Source organism: Streptomyces cinereospinus, assembly GCF_042430725.1.
Taxonomy (GTDB): Bacteria; Actinomycetota; Actinomycetes; order Streptomycetales; family Streptomycetaceae; genus Streptomyces; species Streptomyces cinereospinus.
Map to the genome: position 1 here is coordinate 66,349 of NZ_JBHMCY010000017.1, position 20,117 is coordinate 86,465.

Sequence of the window (20,117 nt, forward strand, 5' to 3'; positions counted from 1 at the left end):
CCCCCGAGGAGCCTGGGAAACACCCCGGGCCCGGGCCACCACCGGCGCGGCCGGCGGTGGTGGCCCGGGCCCGGGCGGCTCAGCGCCGGCCGCCCTTGCCGGGATCGAGCAGGCCCGCGCGGCGCAGGGCGTCGGCCATCGCGCTGTTGCCCGGGGCCGGAGCCGATGCCTGGCGGGCACCGCCGCCCCCGTGACCACCGCGGCCGCCCTGCCGCTGCTGCGGCGGGCGCCCGCCGCGCTGCTGACGGCGTTCGCCGGAGCCCCGCTCCTGGGGCGCGGCCTCGTCGTCCAGCCGCAGGGTGAGGGAGATCCGCTTGCGCGGGACGTCGACGTCGAGGACCTTCACCTTCACGATGTCGCCGGGCTTCACCACGTCCCGCGGGTCCTTGACGAACGTCTTCGACATCGCGGACACGTGCACCAGGCCGTCCTGGTGGACGCCGACGTCGACGAACGCCCCGAACGCGGCCACGTTGGTGACCACGCCCTCCAGGACCATCCCCGCCTCCAGGTCGGAGAGCTTCTCGACGCCCTCCTTGAAGGTGGCCGTCCGGAACGCCGGCCGCGGGTCGCGCCCCGGCTTCTCCAGCTCCTTGAGGATGTCGGTGACCGTCGGCAGGCCGAACGTCTCGTCCACGAAGTCCTGCGGCCGCAGCGAGCGCAGCACCCCGGTGTTGCCGATCAGCGCGGCCACCTCCTGGCCGCTGGTCTTCACCATCCGCCGGACCACGGGGTACGCCTCGGGGTGCACGCTGGACGCGTCCAGCGGGTCGTCGCCGCCCCGGATCCGCAGGAAGCCCGCGCACTGCTCGTACGCCTTCGGACCCAGCCGCGCCACCTTCTTCAGCTGGGAGCGGGACGTGAACGGGCCGTTGGCGTCCCGGTGCGCCACGATGTTCTCGGCGAGTCCGGAGGAGATGCCCGACACGCGCGCGAGCAGCGGCGCGGAGGCGGTGTTGACGTCGACGCCGACGCCGTTCACACAGTCCTCGACCACCGCGTCCAGCGAGCGCGACAGCTTCACCTCGGACAGGTCGTGCTGGTACTGGCCGACGCCGATGGACTTGGGGTCGATCTTCACCAGCTCGGCGAGCGGGTCCTGAAGGCGGCGCGCGATCGACACCGCGCCCCGCAGCGACACGTCCAGCCCGGGCAGTTCCTGCGAGGCGAACGCGGACGCCGAGTACACCGACGCGCCCGCCTCGGACACCATCACCTTGGTGAGCCTCAGCTCCGGGTGCCGGCTGACGAGATCGCCGGCGAGCTTGTCGGTCTCGCGGGACGCGGTGCCGTTGCCGATCGCGACCAGCTCCACCGCGTGCTCCCGGGCGAGCCGGGCCAGCTTCGCGATCGCCTCGTCCCACTTGTTGGCCGGAACGTGCGGATAGATCACGTCGGTGGCGACGACCTTGCCGGTGGCGTCCACGACGGCGACCTTCACGCCCGTACGGAAGCCGGGGTCCAGGCCCAGCGTCGCGCGCGTGCCGGCCGGGGCGGCGAGCAGCAGGTCGCGCAGGTTCGCCGCGAACACGCCGACCGCGTCGTCCTCGGCGGCGGTGCGCAGCCTCAGGCGCAGGTCGATGCCCAGGTGGACCAGGACGCGGGTCCGCCAGGCCCAGCGCACGGTGTCCGTCAGCCACTTGTCGGCGGCCCGCCCGCGGTCGGCGATCCCGAACCGGGCGGCGATGATCCCCTCGAACGACGAGGGACCCTCCGTCGGCTCCTCCGGCTCCAGGACGAGGTCGAGGACCTCTTCCTTCTCGCCGCGCAGCATCGCCAGGACGCGGTGCGAGGGCAGTGCGGTGAACGGCTCGGCGAAGTCGAAGTAGTCCGCGAACTTGGCGCCCGCCTCCTCCTTGCCCTCGCGCACCCTGGCGACCAGCCGTCCGCGCACCCACATGCGCTCGCGCAGCTCGCCGATCAGGTCGGCGTCCTCGGAGAACCGCTCGGTGAGGATCGCCCGGGCGCCGTCCAGGGCGGCCTGCGCGTCGGCCACGCCCTTGCCGGCGTCGACGAACGGCGCGGCGGCCGCGAGGGGCTCGATCGCCGGGTCGCCGAGCAGCCCCTCGGCCAGTGGCTCCAGACCGGCCTCACGCGCGATCTGGGCCTTCGTGCGCCGCTTGGGCTTGTACGGCAGGTAGACGTCCTCCAGGCGCGCCTTGGTCTCCGCGCCCCGGATCCGCGCCTCCAGCTCCTCGGTGAGCTTGCCCTGCTCGCGCACCGACTCCAGGATGGCGGTCCGCCGCTCCTCCAGCTCCCGCAGGTAGCGCAGCCGCTCCTCGATCGTGCGCAGCTGCGCGTCGTCGAGCATCTCGGTCGCTTCCTTGCGGTAGCGGGCGACGAAGGGCACCGTCGAACCGCCGTCGAGCAGTTCCACGGCAGCCTTGACCTGCCGCTCCCTTACGCCGAGTTCCTCGGCGATCCTGCCTTCGATGGACCCTACTCCCAGGGACCCGGGTGTCGTCACGATCCGGTACCGCCTTCTCCACTTCGGGTTGCGCGGCAATTGTGGCAGGTGGCACCGGCATCGGGGGACCAGGGCGGGTCGCGGCGGCGCGGCGGGTCTCAGACGCGCCGCGCGCCGCGCCGGCCGGCCCCGGAAGCGCCGCCGAGCAAGCGGGCGACGGCCCGGAAGGGCAGCGTCACGACCGTGGCGACGGCACCGCCGATCTGCCTGAGGACATCCGCGATGGCACGGAACACGTCATTCCCCTTTCGTGTTGCCTGTTCGCTGTTTCCAGGGTTTCCACGGTTTCCAGGGTTTCCAGGGTTTCCAGGTCAACGGTTTCTTGGGTTTCCTGGATTGCTGGGGTTCTTCCCTGTCTCCCTGTCTCCCTGTCTCCCTGTCTCCCGTGCTCTGCGGGTACCGCGCCGGACGCCGGTCATGCCCCGTGGTGCCGGGCGGATCCGGGCGCGGGCACCGTCCAGGTGAAGCGCGGCGGCCGGCGCTCCAGGAACGCGGCGACGCCCTCGGCGGGGTCGGCGCCGGCCCGCGCCGCTTCCGCCCAGTGGGCGTCGCGGTCGGTGCGCCCGTCGGCGAACTCCTTCGCCGCGGCTTGCGTCAGCTGCGAGCGCGACACCAGGACCCGGGTGAACTCGGCGACCCGCTCGCCGAGCCGCCCCTCGGGCAGCACCTCGTCCACCAGCCCGGTGCGCAACGCCTGCCCGGTGCCGATCAGCTCGCCGGAGAACAGCAGGTACTTGGTGGTGGCCGGCCCCACCAGCGACACCAGCCGCCGGGTCGCGGAGGCCGGGTACACGAGCCCCAGCTTCGCCGGGGTCACCCCGAACAGCGCGCCCTCCTCGGCGAACCGCAGGTCGCAGGCGGCCGCGAGCTGTGCCCCGCCGCCCACGCAGTGCCCGCGGACCGCCGCCAGCGTCGGCTTCGGGAACGCCGCCAGCGCCTCCTCCGCCAGCACGGACAGCCCCTGCGCCTCGGCGGGCGAGGCCCGCAGCGTGGAGATGTCGGCACCGGCGCAGAACGTGCCGCCCTCGCCCGTCAGTACCAGGGCCCGTACCGCGGGATCGGCCGCCAGGGTGTCCAGCAGCGGAGGCAGCGCCCGCCACATCGCGGCCGTCATGGCGTTCCGCTTGGCCGGGTGGGCGATCACGACGGTGGCCACGGATTCGGCGACGCGGTGCTGCAACTGGGGCTCCATGCGCGGGATGCTAGCCGTATCCCGCTCCGTACGGTCGACGTGGGGTCCCGGAGAGGAGGCCGGCCGATGCCCGGACGCGCGAAGGACGAGAAGACGAGACTGCGGCGCGGCTTCAGCCGGCTGGTCGCGCTCGGTGTGCTCCTGGCCGTCGCCGGCCTGGTCGGGCTCGTGTACACCGGCCTGGCCACCCTGACCTCCATGGTCCTGTTCGGCTGGCTGCTGCTGATCGGCGGCCTGGTCGGGCTGCTGCACGCCGTCGAGGGGCGGGGCAGCAACTTCTTCTGGCTCGCGGTGATCGTCGCCGCGCTGAACATCGCGGCGGGCGTGGTGGTGCTGAGGAGCCCGGAGGCGACCGCCGGCTGGCCATGTTCGCCGCCCTGCTCTTCCTCAGCGCGGGGCTCTTCCGGCTGGTCGGCAGCCTGGTGGTGCGCGGCCCGCAGTTCGGCTGGAGCCTGTTGCTGGGCGCGTTCGACCTGCTGTTGGGCGTCCTTGTGCTGGCCTCCTGGCCGAGCAGCAGCCAGTACGTCATCGGTACGTTCTTCTCGCTGGCCCTGCTCTTCGACGGCCTGGGCCTGATCGCCACCGGCTTCGGCGGACGCCGGGTGGTGAGCATGGTGGAGGACACCACGAAACCCGTACAAGCCGAATAGTTCGCGAAGTCGGCACCGGCGGGACAGGATGCAGTCCGACATCTGACCGTGTCATACGCCAACGGTCACAAGCGCTCGATATTCGCTGACTTGTGTTCAGTTCTCCGGCGGAGAGCGGCGCGGTGCCAACACTCGACGTGTGGTGACAACCGAGCACAAGGGTGGCGACCTGACGATGGACGACCACGGGCGCGGGCCCGCCCCACGCCCAGAAGGCGGCCTGGACGCACCCGTCGAGCCGCACGCGCGCGAACCACTGCCGTACGAGGGGGTGTGGCGGTTCACCGCCCCCGCCGTCGACGCCTCGGTCCCGCAGGCCCGGCACGCCGTACGGGATCTGCTGGCGCGGCAGGGGGTGCCGGCCGCCGAGGACGTGGTCGAGGGACTGCTGCTGATCGTCTCCGAGCTGGTCACGAACGCCGTACGGCACGCGGCGGTGCTCTCGCCGATGCTCGCCGTGGAGGTCGCCTTCGGCGCCGAGTGGGTGCGGGTGTCGGTGGAGGACGACCACCCCTACCGCCCCACCGCCCTGGAGGCCGATCACGGCCGGACCGGCGGCCGGGGACTGCTCCTGGTGCGGGAGATCACCCGCGAGGCGGGCGGGGTGTGCGACGTCGAGCACACGGCGAGGGGCGGCAAGGTGATCTGGGCCGCCCTGCCGCTCGGCCCCGCCCGGCCCGTCTGAGGCTCACCAGCCCTCGGACGGACCGGTCAGCTCCCTGATCGCGGGCCGGGCCGCGTCCAGCACCGTCATGAACCACGCCGAGAAGGCGTCCTTGGCGTGCCGCGCCGCCAGCTCGTCCGGGGTGACGAACGCGGTGGCATGCACCTCCTGGGGGTCCGGCCGCAGCGGCGCCTGCACCAGCCCGACGAAGAGGTGGTTGTACTCCTGCTCCACCAGGCCCGACGCGGGGTCCGGGTGGTGGTAGCGCACCGTGCCCGCCTCGCCGAGCAGCGACGGGGAGACGCCGAGTTCCTCGTGGGTGCGCCGGGCCGCCGCCGCGAAGGGGGCCTCGCCCGGGTAGGGGTGGCCGCAGCAGGTGTTCGACCACACACCGGGGGAGTGGTACTTGCCCAGCGCCCGCTGCTGGAGCAGCAGCCGGCCGTACTCGTCGAAGAGGAACACCGAGAACGCCCGGTGCAGCCGGCCCGGTGGCTGGTGGGCGGCGAGCTTCTCAGCCGTGCCGATCGTCACGCCGTTCTCGTCGACCAGTTCCAGCAGGATCGCTTCCGCGGTGCCGTTCGACGAGCTGTGCGTCGCGGTGGCAGGTGTGATCGGCATACCCATCCTTCGCCTCGTTCCTCGCGCCCCAGTCTGCCGTACGAATCCGGCACTCCCGGCACTTCCCGGCGCGTCGGCACCGGACGGAGGGGCCCGGTAGGTGATCGTGCCCGGCGCGCGAAGTCAGGAACCGTCCGCCGCGGGCGGCAGGGAGGAGGTCGGGGGCGCGCGCCGGACCGTTGCGCGCCGGGGTCCCGCGCGAAAAACGCCCTCAGTGGCACAGCCGGGCCTCGTGCTCCGCGTGGCCGCCCGGTTCCAGCTGGAACGTGCAGTGCTCCACGTCGAAGTGGTCGCCCAGGCACGTCTGCAGCTCGTGGAGCATCTTCTCGTGCCCTATGGCGTTCAGGACGTCGGAGCGGACCACGACGTGCGCGGAGAGCACCGGCAGGCCCGAGGTGATCGTCCAGGCGTGCAGGTCGTGGACGTCCTCCACCCCGTCCAGCGCGACCATGTGGGCGCGCACCTCCGCCATGTCGACGTCTTTCGGCGCCGACTCCAGCAGCACGTCGAGCGTCTCGCGCAGCAGCCGCAGGGCGCGCGGCACGATCATCAGGCCGATGACCAGCGAGGCGATCGGGTCGGCGGCCTGCCAGCCGGTGGTCAGGATCACCACCGCCGAGACCAGCACCGCGACCGAGCCCAGCGCGTCGGCGGCGACCTCGAGGAAGGCGCCGCGCACGTTCAGGCTCTCCTTCTGGCCGCGCACGAGCAGCGACAGCGAGATCATGTTCGCGACCAGACCGACCAGGCCGAAGACCACGGTCAGCCCGCCCTCGGTGCCGGCCGGCGTGACGAACCGCTGGATCGCCTCGTACAGCACGTAGCCGCCGACCCCGAGCAGCAGCAGACAGTTGGCGAGCGCGGCGAGGATCTCCGCGCGCGCGTACCCGAAGGTGCGGTGCGCGCTGGCCGGCAGGTTGGCGAAGTGGATCGCGAGCAGCGCCATGCCGAGGCCGAGCGCGTCGGTCGCCATGTGCGCGGCGTCCGCGATCAGCGCCAGGGAGTCGGCGAGCACACCGCCGACGACCTCGACCACCATGACGGTGAGCGTGATGGACAGCGCGATCCGCAGTGTGCCCCGGTACGCCGCGGCCGCCGTACCGGTGACCGGCGCGCCGTGCGCGTGCCCGTGATCGTGCCCAGCCCCCATGGCAAGCCGCCTCCTGTCGATCGGGTCCCGACCCAGTGAACTACGGGGCGGGGGTATCCGGCAACGCGGCACTGAACACCGTTGTCATGTGCCGTGACCTGCGAAAACGAACACCAGGTCGGCGCACCGCGGTGATCGGCGAGGGGCTCAGCGGCCGTGGTGCAGCAGCCAGCCCCGCCACGCGGACTCGACCATCTCGCGCACCCCGCGCCGGGCGGTCCAGCCCAGTTCCGCGGCGGCCCGGGCGGCCGAGGCGACCGCGCGGGGCGCGTCCCCCGGGCGGCGCGCCTCGACCACGGCGGGACGCCGGTCGCCGGTCACCTCGCCGATCAGGGTGACCAGCTCGCGCACCGAGACGCCCTCGCCGCGCCCGATGTTCACGGTCAGGTCGCCCGCCGCGTCCGGGGCGGACAGCCGCCGGGCCGCCGCGAGGTGCGCGTCGGCGAGGTCGGCGACATGGATGTAGTCGCGGACGCAGGTGCCGTCCGGCGTCGGGTAGTCGTCGCCGAAGATCCGCGGGGCCTCGTCGCGGGTCAGCCGGTCGAAGACCATGGGGACCACGTTGAAGACGCCGGTGTCGGCCAGGTCCGGAGCGGCCGCGCCCGCCACGTTGAAGTAGCGCAGGCACACCGTGGCGATGCCGTGCGCCCGGCCCGCCGCGCGCACCAGCCACTCACCGGCGAGCTTGGTCTCGCCGTACGGGCTCATCGGGGCGCACGGCGTGTCCTCCGTGATGAGCGCCACATCGGGGTTGCCGTAGACGGCCGCGGAGGAGGAGAAGAGGAAGCGCCGGATCCCGGCTTCGGCGACCGCGTCCAGCAGGGTCGCCAGACCGCCGACGTTCTCCGCGTAGTACCGCGTCGGCCGCTCGACGGACTCGCCGACCTGCTTGCGCGCCGCGAGGTGCACCACGCCGGTCACCGCGTGCTCGGCGAGCACCCGCCGCAGCACCGCGCCGTCCGCGGACGAGCCCCGCACCAGGGGGACCTCCGCCGGGAGCCGCGCGGGCACCCCGGCCGAGAGGTCGTCCAGCGCGACGACGCGTTCCCCGGCCCCGGCCATGACCCGCGCCACATGTGCCCCGATGTATCCGGCGCCGCCGGTGATCAGCCATGTCATGGTCGCCCACCCTAATCCCGGCCGGCTGGCGCACCGGCCCCGCGCCCGTCCGGTACGCCACACCCTGCCCGGTTCCGCACGGGCGGTTTGGCCGTCGGCCCCGGCGTCCCCGATGATGATCATGCGGAGGTCCCAGCAGGCCGGGTCGACCGGACCGTTAACGGGCGGTGAACACGAGCTTCCCGTCATCCGATAACCTCTGCCGACATGCCGCCCGCCGGGTGCAGCCCCGTCTGCCCCCAGGGCGCCCCACCATGCACGCGACCGGCGCGGAGACGTCGGCCCCCAGGGAGTGAGTACGGTTGCCGACCGCCATCCTCACCGGTCAGCCGGTCCCCGGATCGTCGATCGAGGGCGATCTGCGGTCGCTCGGCTTCGAGGTGCGCAGCGCCGCCGATCCGGCCGACGCCGAGTCCCTCCTCGCCCAGGTGCCGGGTGACCGGCGCGTCGCCGTCGTCGACGCCCGTTTCGTCGGCCATCTGCACGCGCTGCGCCTGGGCCTGACCGACCCGCGCTTCCCGCTCGCCGCGATCCCCGGCGCCGTGACCGCCCAGCCCGCGGGCCGCCGGGCCCTGACGCACGCGCTGGTCCGCGAGACCGCCGCGCCGGGCGCGCTGCTGGTGGACAGCCTCGCCGACCGGATCGCCGGCGCGCTCGACGCCGACGTGCACCGGCCCGAGCTCGGCAGCCTGGTCGCCGCCGTCCCCGCCGACCCGCAGGCCCGCAACGAGGCGCGGCAGGCCGTCACCGCCGTCGACGACGAGGCCGTCCGCCTGAAGTCGGCCGTCAAGGCCCGCGACGGCTTCTTCACCACCTTCTTCATCAGCCCCTACTCCCGCTACATCGCCCGCTGGTGCGCCCGCCGGGGCCTGACCCCCAATCAGGTCACCACCGCCTCCCTGCTCACCGCGCTGATCGCGGCGGGCTGCGCGGCCACCGGCACCCGGGGCGGGTTCGTCGCCGCCGGCGTGCTGCTGATCGCGTCCTTCGTGCTGGACTGCACCGACGGCCAGCTCGCCCGCTACTCCCTGCAGTACTCCACCCTCGGCGCCTGGCTGGACGCCACCTTCGACCGGGCCAAGGAGTACGCCTACTACGCGGGGCTCGCGCTCGGCGCGGCCCGCGGCGGCGACGACGTGTGGGCCCTCGCCCTGGGCGCGATGGTCCTGCAGACCTGCCGGCACGTCGTGGACTTCTCCTTCACCGAGGCCAACCACGACGCCACCGCCAACACCAGCCCCACCGCCGCGCTCTCCGGCCGGCTGGACGGCGTCGGGTGGACGGTGTGGCTGCGCCGGATGATCGTGCTGCCGATCGGCGAGCGGTGGGCGCTGATCGCGGTCCTCACCGCCGTCACCACCCCGCGCGTCACCTTCTCCGTCCTGCTCGTCGGCTGCGCCTTCGCCGCCGCCTACACCACGGCGGGCCGCGTCCTGCGGTCGCTGACCCGCGGGGCCGCGCGGACGGACCGCGCGGCACGGGCGCTGGCCGACCTGGCCGACAGCGGGCCGCTGGTGGCACCGCTCGCGCGCGCGGTGCCCGTCCCGGCGCCGCTGTCCGCCGGCGCCGGCGCGCTGCTCGTGGTGATCTCCGCCGCACTCTGGGGCGCCGCCTGGCCGACCCTGCTCGCCGCGCTCGGCTCTGTGGCGCTCTCCGCGGCCGCCGTCTCACGGCCTCTCGAAGGCGCGCTGGACTGGCTGGTTCCGCCCTTCTTCCGGGCCGCCGAGTACGGGACCGTGCTGATCCTGGCAGCTGAATCAGAGGTTAACGGGGCACTTCCCGCGGCTTTCGGACTGGTTGCGGCCGTCGCCTACCATCACTACGACACGGTCTACCGCATCCGCGGCGGCGCGGGTGCGCCCCCGCGCCGGCTGGTGCGGGCGATCGGGGGTCACGAGGGCCGGACCCTGGTGGTGGTGGTGCTCGCCGTGGTGCTGACCGCCGCGCAGTTCACGGCCGCGCTCACGGTCCTCGCCGTGGCCGTCGCCCTGGTGGTGCTCCTGGAGAGCATCCGGTTCTGGGTGTCCGCCCACCGACAGGGCGCACCCGCCGTACACGACGAAGGAGAACCCGCATGATCGGCCTCGTGCTGGCGGCCGGCGCCGGCCGGCGTCTGCGCCCCTACACCGACACCCTGCCCAAGGCGCTGGTGCCGGTGGGGCCCGCGGGCGACGAGGACGGTCCCACGGTGCTCGACCTCACCCTCGCCAACTTCGCCGAGATCGGCCTGACGGAGGCCGCGATCGTCGTCGGCTACCGCAAGGAGGCCGTCTACGCGCGCAAGGACGGGCTGGAGCGCACGTACGGCCTGAAGCTCACCCTGATCGACAACGACAGGGCCGAGGAGTGGAACAACGCCTACTCCCTGTGGTGCGGCCGTGACGCGCTGAAGGACGGCGTGATCCTCGCCAACGGCGACACCGTGCACCCGGTCTCCGTGGAGAGGACGCTGCTCGCCGCGCGCGGCGAGGGCAGGCGGATCATCCTCGCCCTCGACACCGTCAAGTCGCTGGCGGACGAGGAGATGAAGGTCGTCGTCGACCCCGAGCGGGGCGTGCGGAAGATCACCAAGCTGATGGACCCCGCCGAGGCCACCGGCGAGTACATCGGCGTCTCCCTGATCGAGGGCGACGCCGCCCCCGAACTGGCGGACGCGCTGCGGACCGTCTGGGAGACCGACCCGCAGCAGTTCTACGAGCACGGCTACCAGGAGCTGGTGGACCGCGGCTTCCGGATCGACGTGGCCCCGATCGGCGACGTGCCGTGGGTCGAGATCGACAACCACGACGACCTGGCCCGGGGGCGGGAGATCGCGTGCCGCTACTGACCCGGCTCATCCCGTCGCCGGTCGTCGTGGACATCCGCCCGGGTGCCCTCGATGACCTGGCCGACGTCCTCGCCGACGAGCGGATATCCCACTCGGGCCGGCTCGCCGTGGCCGTCAGCGGCGGTTCCGGCGCGCGGCTGCGCGACCGCGTCGCCCCCCAGCTGCCCGGCGCCACCTGGTTCGAGGTGGACGGCGGCACCCTGGACGACGCCGTCCGGCTGGCCGCCGACATGAAGGCGGGCCACTTCGACGCGCTCGTCGGGCTGGGCGGCGGTAAGATCATCGACTGCGCCAAGTTCGCCGCGGCCCGGGTCGGCCTCCCGCTGGTCGCCGTACCGACCAACCTCGCGCACGACGGTCTGTGCTCCCCGGTCGCCACCCTCGACAACGACGCCGGCCGCGGCTCGTACGGCGTGCCCAACCCGATCGCCGTCGTCATCGACCTGGACGTCATCCGCGAGGCCCCGGTCCGCTACGTCCGGGCCGGCATCGGCGACGCGGTCTCCAACATCTCCGCGATCCGGGACTGGGAACTCGCCCACCGCGTCAACGGCGAGAAGATCGACGGCCTCGCCGCGGCCATGGCCCGCCAGGCCGGCGAGGCCGTGCTGCGCCATCCGGGCGGCATCGGCGACAACGACTTCCTCCAGGTACTGGCCGAGGCGCTGGTCCTCAGCGGCATCGCCATGTCGGTGTCGGGCGACTCCCGCCCGTCCTCCGGCGCCTGCCACGAGATCAACCACGCCTTCGACCTGCTCTTCCCCAAGCGGGCGGCCGCGCACGGCGAGCAGTGCGGGCTCGGCGCGGCCTTCGCGATGTACCTGCGCGGCGCGCACGAGGAGTCGGTGAACATGGCCGAGGTGCTGCGCCGGCACGGACTGCCGGTGCTGCCGGAGGAGATCGGCTTCACCCCCGACGAGTTCGTCCGGGTCGTGGAGTACGCCCCGGAGACCCGGCCCGGCCGCTACACGATCCTCGAACACCTCGACCTGCACACCCACCAGATCAAGGACATCTACGCCGACTATGTCAAGGCCATCGGTAGCTGAACTCCGCCCCGTCGTCCACCCCGCCGGGGTGAAGGACCGGCGCAGCGGTGAGCACTGGGCGGGACGCCTCTACATGCGAGAGGTGTCGCTGCGGGTCGACCGCTACCTGGTGAACACCCGGGTCACGCCCAACCAGCTCACGTACCTGATGACCGTCTTCGGCGTACTCGCCGCCCCGGCCCTGCTGGTGCCGGGCGTGCCGGGCGCCCTGCTCGGCGTGCTGATGGTCCAGCTGTACCTGCTGCTGGACTGCGTCGACGGCGAGATCGCCCGCTGGAAGCAGCAGTTCTCGCTGGGCGGCGTCTACCTGGACCGGGTCGGCGCCTACCTGACCGACGCGGCCGTCCTCGTCGGCCTCGGGCTGCGCGCCGCCGACCTGTGGGGCACCGGGCGGATCGACTGGCTGTGGGCCTTCCTCGGCACCCTCGCCGCCCTCGGCGCCGTCCTGATCAAGGCCGAGACCGACCTCGTCGGCGTCGCCCGGCACCAGGGCGGGCTGCCGCCGGTGCAGGAGGCCGCGTCCGAGCCGCGCTCCTCCGGCATGGCGCTGGCCCGCCGGGCCGCCGCCGCGCTCAAGTTCCACCGGCTGATCCTCGGCATCGAGGCCTCCCTGCTCATCCTGGTCCTCGCGGTCCTGGACGCGGTCCGCGGCGACCTGTTCTTCACCCGGCTCGGCGTCGCCGTGCTCGCCGGGATCGCGCTGCTGCAGACGGTGCTGCACCTGGTGTCCGTCCTCGCGTCGAGCAGGCTCCGGTGAGCCCGGGGCTGCGGGTCGGGGCGGTCGTCATCACGATGGGCAACCGCCCCGAGGAGCTCCGCGCGCTGCTGGAGTCGGTCGCCCGGCAGGACGGCGACCCGATAGACGTGGTCGTCGTCGGCAACGGCTCGCCCGTGCCCGAGGTCCCCGCCGGGGTGCGCACCGTCGAGCTGCCGGAGAACCTCGGCATCCCCGGCGGCCGCAACGTCGGCATCGAGGCCTTCGGCCCCAGCGGCCGGGACGTCGACATACTGCTCTTCCTCGACGACGACGGCCTGCTCGCCCGCGCGGACACCGCCGAGCTGTGCCGCCGGGCCTTCGAGGCCGACCCCGAGCTCGGCATCATCAGCTTCCGCATAGCCGACCCGGACACCGGCGTCACCCAGCGCCGGCACGTCCCCCGGCTGCGCGCGTCCGACCCGATGCGCTCCTCGCGGGTGACCACCTTCCTCGGCGGCGCCAACGCGGTCCGCACCCGGGTCTTCGCCGAGGTCGGCGGCCTGCCCGAGGCGTTCTTCTACGCGCACGAGGAGACCGACCTGGCCTGGCGGGCCCAGGACGCGGGCTGGCTGATCGACTACCGGTCCGACATGGTGCTGTACCACCCGACCACCGCGCCCTCCCGGCACGCGGTCTACCACCGGATGGTCGCCCGCAACCGCGTCTGGCTCGCCCGCCGCAACCTGCCCGCCCCCCTCGTCCCCGTCTACCTGGGATGCTGGCTCGCCCTCACCCTGCTGCGCCGCCCCTCGCGGCCGGCCCTGCGGGCGTGGTTCGGCGGCTTCCGGGAGGGCTGGGCGTCGCCCTGTGGTCCCCGCCGGCCCATGAAGTGGCGTACGGTGTGGCGGCTGACTCGACTGGGCCGACCTCCCGTCATCTGACAAGCTCGGCCCTGAGAGCATGCGGGGCGCAACGCTCGGCCGCGGGGGCTGTCGCCCGGCCCGCACAGGCCGCGGATCCCGAAGACGAAAGTTTCGATAGTGAGTGAGACCACACACGACGGCACAGTCGCGGTGACCGCGCCCGTGTCACCCGACGAGGGACTGTCCGCGGCGGAGCTCGCCGCGAAGTACGGGCTGTCCGTGAGCGGCGCCCGCCCCTCCCTCGCCGAGTACGTCCGCCAGCTCTGGGACCGGCGCCACTTCATCCTCGCCTTCTCGCGGGCGAAGCTGACCGCCCAGTACAGCCAGGCCAAGCTCGGCCAGCTCTGGCAGGTCGTCACACCGCTGCTGAACGCGGCCGTGTACTTCTTCGTCTTCGGCGTGATCCTGGAGGCCGACCGGGGCATGCCGCGGGAGGTGTACATCCCCTTCCTGGTCACCGGCGTGTTCGTGTTCACCTTCACGCAGAGCTCGGTGATGGCGGGCGTCCGCGCGATCTCCGGCAACCTCGGCCTGGTGCGCGCCCTGCACTTCCCGCGCGCCTCGCTGCCGGTCTCCTTCGCGCTCCAGCAGCTCCAGCAGCTGCTGTTCTCGATGATCGTGCTGTTCGCCGTGACCTGTGCCTTCGGCAGCTATCCGGACCTGTCCTGGGTACTGATCCTGCCGGTGCTGGCGCTCCAGTTCTGCTTCAACACCGGCCTGGCGCTGATCATGGCCCGGGCCGGCGCCAAGACCCCGGACCTGGCGCAGCTGATGCCGTTCGTGATGCGCACCTGGATGTACGCCTCCGGCGTCATGTACTCCATCCCGATCATGCTGGCCGACAAGCCGTCCTGGATCGCCAACGTGCTCCAGTGGAACCCGGCCGCGGTCTACATGGACCTGATGCGTTTCGCGCTGATCGACGGCTACGGCTCCGCCAACCTCCCCGACCACGTCTGGGCGATCGCCGGCGGCTGGGCCGTGCTGTTCGCCCTGGGCGGCTTCGTGTACTTCTGGAAGGCGGAGGAGAGGTACGGCCGTGGCTGACCGGCCCACCGGGGACCGCGTCCCCACCGTCATCGCGGACGACCTGCACATCGTCTACCGCGTCAACGGCGCCAAGACCGGCAAGGGCAGCGCCACCGCCGCCCTCAGCCGCATCCTCAAGCGGCGCGAGGAGCGCGGCGTGCGCACGGTGCACGCCGTGCGGGGCGTCTCCTTCACCGCCTACCGGGGCGAGGCCATCGGCCTGATCGGCTCCAACGGCTCCGGCAAGTCGACCCTGCTGCGCGCCATCGCCGGGCTGCTGCCCGCCGAGAGCGGCAAGGTCTACACCGACGGCCAGCCCTCCCTGCTCGGGGTGAACGCCGCCCTGATGAACGACCTGACCGGCGAACGCAACGTCATATTGGGCGGCCTCGCCATGGGCATGTCCCGCGAGCAGGTCAGGGACCGCTACCAGGACATCGTCGACTTCTCCGGCATCAACGAGAAGGGCGACTTCATCACCCTGCCGATGCGCACCTACTCCTCCGGCATGGCCGCCCGGCTGCGCTTCTCCATCGCCGCCGCCAAGGACCACGACGTCCTCATGATCGACGAGGCGCTGGCCACCGGTGACCGCAAGTTCCAGAGGCGCTCCGAGGAACGCATCCGCGAACTGCGCAAGCAGGCCGGCACCGTCTTCCTGGTCAGCCACAACAACAAGTCGATCCGGGACACCTGCGACCGCGTGCTGTGGCTGGAGCGCGGCGAGCTGCGCATGGACGGACCCACCGGCGAGGTCCTCAAGGAGTACGAGAAGTTCACGGGCAAGTAGCAGGCCGTTCAGGGCCCTGCCGGAACCGCTCCGGCGGGGCCCTGCCCGTCGGCAAAGAACGCCTGCGCGGCCCGCAAAAGAAGCGTCAACTCCGGTCAGGCGCAGGAATCCTGAAGTCAATCGGTGTGTTCTTGTGATGCGCTGGACACCCCCTCGGTCCGCGCCGGGTTGTACAACGTAAGCTGTACCGGTGCCGAAACGCGGCAAGTAGGGCGATAATGCGCGACACCCGCTCCCCGGACCGCCGCCGGACCGCCGGGCGGCGTGTCCGAAATAGTGTGTATTGCGTCAGCAGTGTAGAACGGGAGATATGACGGCAATGGCTACGGAAACCTCCCAGCTCCGCCAGACATGTGCCGTCCCCGCCCCGGGCAGCGAGCGGTGACGGGAACCGCCCCGCCGCGCACGGACGACCCCGAGCGCGCGACGCTCGACAAGGCCACCGCCGAGAACTTCCCGGTGGCCCCCTTCTTCCTGCCCCGGGCCTGGCGCGCCGACCTGACGGCCGTCTACGGGTTCGCCCGCCTCGTGGACGACATCGGCGACGGCGACCTCGCCCCCGGCGGTGCCGACGCCCGCCTGCTCGGCGTGCCGCCCGAACGGGCCGAGGACCGGCTCGCCCTGCTGGACGCCTTCGAGGCCGATCTGCGCCGCGTCTTCGACTCCACCCCGCGCCACCCGCTGCTGCGTCGCCTGCAGCCGACCGTCCGGCGCCGCTCGCTCACCCCCGAGCCGTTCCTCGGCCTGATCGCCGCCAACCGCCAGGACCAGTCCGTCCAGCGGTACGAGACCTACGGCGACCTCCTCGCCTACTGCGAGCTGTCCGCGAACCCCGTCGGCCGGCTCGTCCTCGCCGTCACCGGTACCTCCACCCCCGAGCGGATCCGCCGCTCGGACGCGATCTGCACGGCCCTGCAGATCGTCGAACACCTCCAGGACGTCGCCGAGGACCTCGGCCGCGACCGCGTCTACCTGCCCGCCGAGGACATGCGGCGGTTCCACGTCCGGGAGGCGGACCTCGCCGCGCCGACCGCGGGCGCGTCGGTGCGCGCGCTGATCGCGTACGAGGCGCAGCGCGCCCGCGACCTGCTGGACGAGGGCGCGCCCCTGGTGGGCAGCGTGCACGGCAGGCTGAGGCTGTTGCTCGCGGGGTTCGTGGCGGGCGGAAGGGCGGCCGTCCGGGCGATCGCCGCCGCCGACTACGACGTACTTCCCGGCCCGCCCGCGCCCGGCAAGCTCCGGCTGCTGCGTGAGGTGGGCGTGATCCTGCGAGGAGAGGGGTGACCGGGACCGTGGAGTCCGCGCCGCACGTGTCCGCACCGGTACTCGCCGCCTACAGCTACTGCGAGGCCGTCACCGGACAGCAGGCCCGTAACTTCGCCTACGGCATCCGGCTGCTGCCGACGCCCAAGCGCCGCGCGATGTCGGCGCTGTACGCCTTCTCCCGGCGGGTCGACGACATCGGCGACGGCGCGCTCACCGGCGAGGTGAAGTACGCCCGCCTGGAGGACACCCGGGCGCTGCTCGACCGGATCCGCCGGGACGCGGTCGGCGAGGACGACACCGACCCGGTCGGCGTCGCGCTCGCCCACGCCGCCCGGCACTTCCCGATCCCGCTCGGCGGTCTGGACGAGCTGATCGACGGGGTCCTGATGGACGTCCGCGGCGAGGCGTACGAGACCTGGGACGACCTGAAGGCCTACTGCCGCTGCGTGGCAGGCGCCATCGGCCGGCTCTCGCTCGGCGTGTTCGGCACGGAACCGGGGGCGCGCGGCGTCGAGCGCGCGCCGGAATACGCCGACACGCTCGGGCTCGCACTCCAGCTCACCAACATCCTGCGGGACGTCCGCGAGGACGCCGAGGGCGGACGCACCTATCTGCCCGCCGACGACCTGGCCAAGTTCGGCTGTTCCGCCGGGTTCGACGGGCCGGTGCCGCCGGCGGGCTCCGACTTCGTGGGCCTGGTCCACTTCGAGGTGCGCCGGGCCCGCGCCCTGTTCGCGGAGGGTTACCAGCTGCTGCCCATGCTCGACCGGCGCAGCGGCGCCTGCGTCGCCGCCATGGCCGGCATCTACCGCCGCCTCCTGGACCGCATCGAGCGCGACCCCGAGGCCGTGCTGCGCGGCCGGGTCTCGCTGCCCGGCCGCGAGAAGGCCTACGTCGCCGTGCGCGGCCTGTCCGGCCTGGACACCCGGCACATCACCCGGCGGTCCGTCAGGAGGCGCGCCTGATGGACACCGTGGCGCAGGGCGGGGCCGGCGGCGAGCGGTGGGCAACCCTCCGCGGCCGGTGCGCGTCCCCGACGGTGACGGCCCGCCCGGGTACGGCGGCACGTCCCGGCGGGCGCGCGGGGGAGGGCGCACGATGACCGACGGCATGCGGTCCGGGCCCGCGCGGGACGCGGTGGTGGTCGGCGGAGGGCTCGCCGGAGTCACCGCCGCGCTCGCGCTCGCCGACGCCGGGGTGCGCGTCACCCTGCTCGAAGGCCGGCCGAGGCTGGGCGGTCTGGCCTTCTCCTTCCGGCGCGGCGACCTGACCGTCGACAACGGCCAGCACGTCTACCTGCGCTGCTGCACCGCCTACCGCTGGTTCCTGGACCGGATCGGCGGCGCGGCGCTGGCCCCGCTCCAGGACCGCCTCGACGTGCCCGTCGTCGACGTCGCCAGGCCCGCCGGCCGGCGGCTCGGCAGGCTGCGGCGCGACCCGCTGCCGGTCCCCCTGCACCTGGGCCGCAGCCTCGCGACGTATCCGCACCTCTCGCTCGCCGAGCGCGCCAGGGTGGGCCGGGCCGCGCTCGCGCTGAAAGGGCTCGACCCGGCCGATCCGGCGCTGGACGCCCAGGACTTCGGCAGCTGGCTGACCGCGCACGGCCAGTCGCGCCGCGCCGTCGAGGCCCTGTGGGACCTGGTCGGGGTCGCCACCCTCAACGCGGTCGCGGGCGACGCCTCCCTGGGGCTCGCCGCGACGGTGTTCAAAACCGGCCTGCTGTCCGAGCCGGGCGCGGCCGACATCGGCTGGGCGCGCGTCCCGCTGGGCGACCTGCACGACCGGCTGGCCCGCGGGGCGCTCGACTCCGCCGGCGTGCGCACCAGGGTCCGTACCCGCGTCGCCTCCCTCTCCCGCACCGACGACGGCCGTTGGCGGGTCCAGGTGCCCGGCGAGGTCGTCGACACGGACGCGGTCGTGCTCGCCGTACCCCAGCGCGAGGCCCACGACCTGCTGCCGCAGGGCGCCCTCGACGACCCCGGGCGGCTGCTGCGCATCGGCACCGCCCCCATCCTCAACATCCACGTCGTCTACGACCGCGCGGTCGTCGACGTGCCCTTCCTCACCGCCCTCGGCACGCCCGTGCAGTGGGTGTTCGACCGCACCGAGGCGTCGGGGCTGCGCACCGGCCAGTACCTCGCGCTGTCCCAGTCGGCCGCCCAGGACGAGATCGACGCGCCCGTGGCCGTACTGCGCGGGCGGTACCTGCCCGAGCTGGAGCGCCTGCTGCCGCGGACCCGCGGGGCCGGGGTGCGGGACTTCTTCGTGACCAGGGAGCGCACCGCGACCTTCGCTCCCGCTCCCGGCGTCGGACGGCTGCGGCCCGGCGCCCGCACCAAGGCGTCCGGCCTGTACCTGGCCGGAGCGTGGACCGCCACCGGGTGGCCCGCGACCATGGAGAGTGCGGTCCGCAGCGGCATCGGCGCGGCGGACGCCGCGTTGCGTGCCCTGGGCCGGCCCCGCCCCCGCCATCTCTTCGACGTCGAGGAGGCGGCGTGAGGACCGAGCAGCGCGCGGCGGGGCCCCGCACCTCCGGCACCGCAACAAGAGGAGAGACTGTGTCCACTGTGCCCCCGGCCTCGAAGGCCGCTCGAGAGACCGCGGTGGACGTGGCCGCGCTCCTGGAGCGCGGCCGGACCCTGGCCACACCGGTGCTGCGGGCGGCCGTCGACCGCCTCGCGCCTCCCATGGACACGGTCGCCGCGTACCACTTCGGCTGGATCGACGCCGCCGGCAACCCCGCCGACGGCGACGGCGGCAAGGCCGTGCGCCCCGCCCTCGCCGTGCTGTCCGCCGAGGTCACCGGAGCCGCGCCGGAGGCCGGCGTGCCCGGCGCGGTCGCCGTCGAACTGGTCCACAACTTCTCCCTGCTGCACGATGACCTGATGGACGGCGACGAGCAGCGCCGGCACCGCGACACCGTCTGGAAGGTGCACGGCCCCGCCCAGGCCATCCTGGTCGGCGACGCCCTGTTCGCGCTGGCCAACGAGGTCCTGCTGGAACTGGGCACCGTCGAGGCCGGCCGCGCCACCCGCCGGCTGACCACCGCCAGCCGCGCCCTGATCGACGGCCAGGCCCAGGACATCTCCTACGAGCACCGCGACCGCGTCAGCGTCGGGGAGTGCCTGGAGATGGAGGGCAACAAGACCGGCGCCCTGCTGGCCTGCGCCAGCTCCATCGGCGCCGTGCTCGGCGGCGCGGACGACCGCACCGCCGACACCCTGGAGAAGTACGGCTACCACCTCGGCCTGGCCTTCCAGGCCGTGGACGACCTCCTCGGCATCTGGGGCGACCCGGTCGCCACCGGCAAGCAGACCTGGAGCGACCTGCGCCAGCGCAAGAAGTCGCTGCCGGTGGTGGCCGCCCTCGCGGCCGGGGGCAGCGCCTCCGAGCGGCTCGGCGAACTGCTCGCCGCCGACGCCAAGAACAGCGACGTGGAGCACTTCTCCGAGGAGGAGTTCGCGGCCCGCGCCGCCCTGATCGAGGAGGCCGGCGGCCGCGAGTGGACCGCCGAAGAGGCACGCCGCCAGCACACCGTCGCCATCGAGGCCCTGAACGCCGTCGAGATGCCCGACCCGGTCCGGCGGCAGTTCGTGGCGCTCGCCGACTTCGTCGTCGTACGAAAGAGATGATCACTATCGGTCGAATAGCCCTCGCGTAGTCGCCGGCCGGTGCC

The 20,117-nt window shown here is 73.3% G+C and carries 19 protein-coding genes and 1 pseudogene; 14 read left to right on the forward strand and 6 right to left on the reverse strand.

Going from position 1 to position 20,117, the window contains the following annotated elements:
• Positions 1–79: 79 nt before the first annotated feature.
• The 3 genes from ACFF45_RS11690 to ACFF45_RS11700 form a co-directional block, all read right to left on the reverse strand.
• A complete protein-coding gene (locus tag ACFF45_RS11690; protein ID WP_381345444.1) occupies positions 80–2,467 on the reverse strand; it encodes a Tex family protein in 2,388 nt (795 codons plus the stop codon).
• A 98-nt stretch (positions 2,468–2,565) separates the two neighbouring features.
• Positions 2,566–2,703 carry an LPFR motif small protein gene (locus tag ACFF45_RS11695; protein WP_167529501.1) on the reverse strand — a complete coding sequence of 46 codons (138 nt, stop codon included), beginning with the start codon at positions 2,701–2,703 and terminating at the stop codon, positions 2,566–2,568.
• Positions 2,704–2,882: 179 nt separating this feature from the next.
• Entirely contained in the window at positions 2,883–3,659 is a 777-nt protein-coding gene (locus ACFF45_RS11700) for an enoyl-CoA hydratase/isomerase family protein (protein ID WP_381345445.1), read from the reverse strand.
• 66 nt (positions 3,660–3,725) lie between these two features.
• Between ACFF45_RS11700 and ACFF45_RS11705 the strand changes: the two are divergent.
• Both ACFF45_RS11705 and ACFF45_RS11710 read left to right on the forward strand, forming a co-directional pair.
• Positions 3,726–4,309, forward strand: a pseudogene (locus tag ACFF45_RS11705) (HdeD family acid-resistance protein).
• A 175-nt stretch (positions 4,310–4,484) separates the two neighbouring features.
• Positions 4,485–4,994 carry an ATP-binding protein gene (locus ACFF45_RS11710; RefSeq protein WP_381345529.1) on the forward strand — a complete coding sequence of 170 codons (510 nt, stop codon included), beginning with the start codon at positions 4,485–4,487 and terminating at the stop codon, positions 4,992–4,994.
• Positions 4,995–4,997: 3 nt separating this feature from the next.
• Here the strand turns inward: ACFF45_RS11710 and idi are convergent, their stop codons facing one another.
• From idi to galE, 3 genes are all read right to left on the reverse strand, one after another.
• Positions 4,998–5,591: an isopentenyl-diphosphate Delta-isomerase gene (gene idi / locus ACFF45_RS11715; RefSeq protein WP_381345447.1), complete on the reverse strand. Its 594-nt coding sequence runs from the start codon at positions 5,589–5,591 to the stop codon at positions 4,998–5,000.
• A gap of 211 nt (positions 5,592–5,802) precedes the next feature.
• Complete coding sequence (locus ACFF45_RS11720) at positions 5,803–6,741, reverse strand: cation diffusion facilitator family transporter (RefSeq protein WP_381345449.1); 939 nt, start codon at positions 6,739–6,741, stop codon at positions 5,803–5,805.
• Positions 6,742–6,888: 147 nt separating this feature from the next.
• Positions 6,889–7,860, reverse strand: coding sequence for a UDP-glucose 4-epimerase GalE (gene galE, locus ACFF45_RS11725; RefSeq protein WP_381345451.1), 972 nt, complete (start codon positions 7,858–7,860; stop codon positions 6,889–6,891).
• Between the two features lie 302 nt (positions 7,861–8,162).
• On the opposite strand from galE, the gene ACFF45_RS11730 reads away from it, so the two are divergent.
• From ACFF45_RS11730 to ACFF45_RS11785, 12 genes are all read left to right on the forward strand, one after another.
• On the forward strand, positions 8,163–9,938 hold the full coding sequence (locus tag ACFF45_RS11730) for a DUF5941 domain-containing protein (RefSeq protein ID WP_381345452.1): 1,776 nt from the start codon (positions 8,163–8,165) through the stop codon (positions 9,936–9,938).
• Entirely contained in the window at positions 9,935–10,687 is a 753-nt protein-coding gene (locus tag ACFF45_RS11735; protein WP_381345453.1) for a phosphocholine cytidylyltransferase family protein, read from the forward strand. Before ACFF45_RS11730 ends, ACFF45_RS11735 begins: the two co-directional genes overlap by 4 nt.
• A complete protein-coding gene (locus ACFF45_RS11740; RefSeq protein ID WP_381345454.1) occupies positions 10,675–11,736 on the forward strand; it encodes an iron-containing alcohol dehydrogenase family protein in 1,062 nt (353 codons plus the stop codon). Before ACFF45_RS11735 ends, ACFF45_RS11740 begins: the two co-directional genes overlap by 13 nt.
• Complete coding sequence (locus ACFF45_RS11745) at positions 11,714–12,493, forward strand: CDP-alcohol phosphatidyltransferase family protein (RefSeq protein ID WP_381345456.1); 780 nt, start codon at positions 11,714–11,716, stop codon at positions 12,491–12,493. The genes ACFF45_RS11740 and ACFF45_RS11745 overlap by 23 nt, the downstream gene beginning before the upstream one ends.
• Before the next feature lie 8 nt (positions 12,494–12,501).
• The gene (locus tag ACFF45_RS11750) at positions 12,502–13,374 is read left to right on the forward strand and encodes a glycosyltransferase family 2 protein (RefSeq protein WP_381345531.1); all 873 of its coding nucleotides are present in this window, start codon (positions 12,502–12,504) and stop codon (positions 13,372–13,374) included.
• Between the two features lie 99 nt (positions 13,375–13,473).
• Positions 13,474–14,403 carry an ABC transporter permease gene (locus ACFF45_RS11755; protein WP_381345457.1) on the forward strand — a complete coding sequence of 310 codons (930 nt, stop codon included), beginning with the start codon at positions 13,474–13,476 and terminating at the stop codon, positions 14,401–14,403.
• Entirely contained in the window at positions 14,396–15,175 is a 780-nt protein-coding gene (locus ACFF45_RS11760) for an ABC transporter ATP-binding protein (protein ID WP_381345459.1), read from the forward strand. Before ACFF45_RS11755 ends, ACFF45_RS11760 begins: the two co-directional genes overlap by 8 nt.
• Positions 15,176–15,526: 351 nt before the next feature.
• Entirely contained in the window at positions 15,527–16,459 is a 933-nt protein-coding gene (hpnC, locus tag ACFF45_RS11765) for a squalene synthase HpnC (RefSeq protein WP_381345461.1), read from the forward strand.
• Positions 16,456–17,406, forward strand: a complete 951-nt coding sequence (gene hpnD, locus ACFF45_RS11770) for a presqualene diphosphate synthase HpnD (protein ID WP_381345463.1) — start codon at positions 16,456–16,458, stop codon at positions 17,404–17,406. Before hpnC ends, hpnD begins: the two co-directional genes overlap by 4 nt.
• The gene (locus tag ACFF45_RS11775; RefSeq protein ID WP_381345465.1) at positions 17,406–17,543 is read left to right on the forward strand and encodes a DUF6380 family protein; all 138 of its coding nucleotides are present in this window, start codon (positions 17,406–17,408) and stop codon (positions 17,541–17,543) included. The genes hpnD and ACFF45_RS11775 overlap by 1 nt, the downstream gene beginning before the upstream one ends.
• Positions 17,540–18,940 (forward strand): hydroxysqualene dehydroxylase HpnE, encoded by a 1,401-nt coding sequence (gene hpnE / locus ACFF45_RS11780; protein WP_381345467.1) that lies wholly within the window; start codon positions 17,540–17,542, stop codon positions 18,938–18,940. Before ACFF45_RS11775 ends, hpnE begins: the two co-directional genes overlap by 4 nt.
• Before the next feature lie 68 nt (positions 18,941–19,008).
• Positions 19,009–20,073 carry a polyprenyl synthetase family protein gene (locus ACFF45_RS11785; protein ID WP_381345533.1) on the forward strand — a complete coding sequence of 355 codons (1,065 nt, stop codon included), beginning with the start codon at positions 19,009–19,011 and terminating at the stop codon, positions 20,071–20,073.
• The last annotated feature ends 44 nt before the right edge of the window (positions 20,074–20,117 follow it).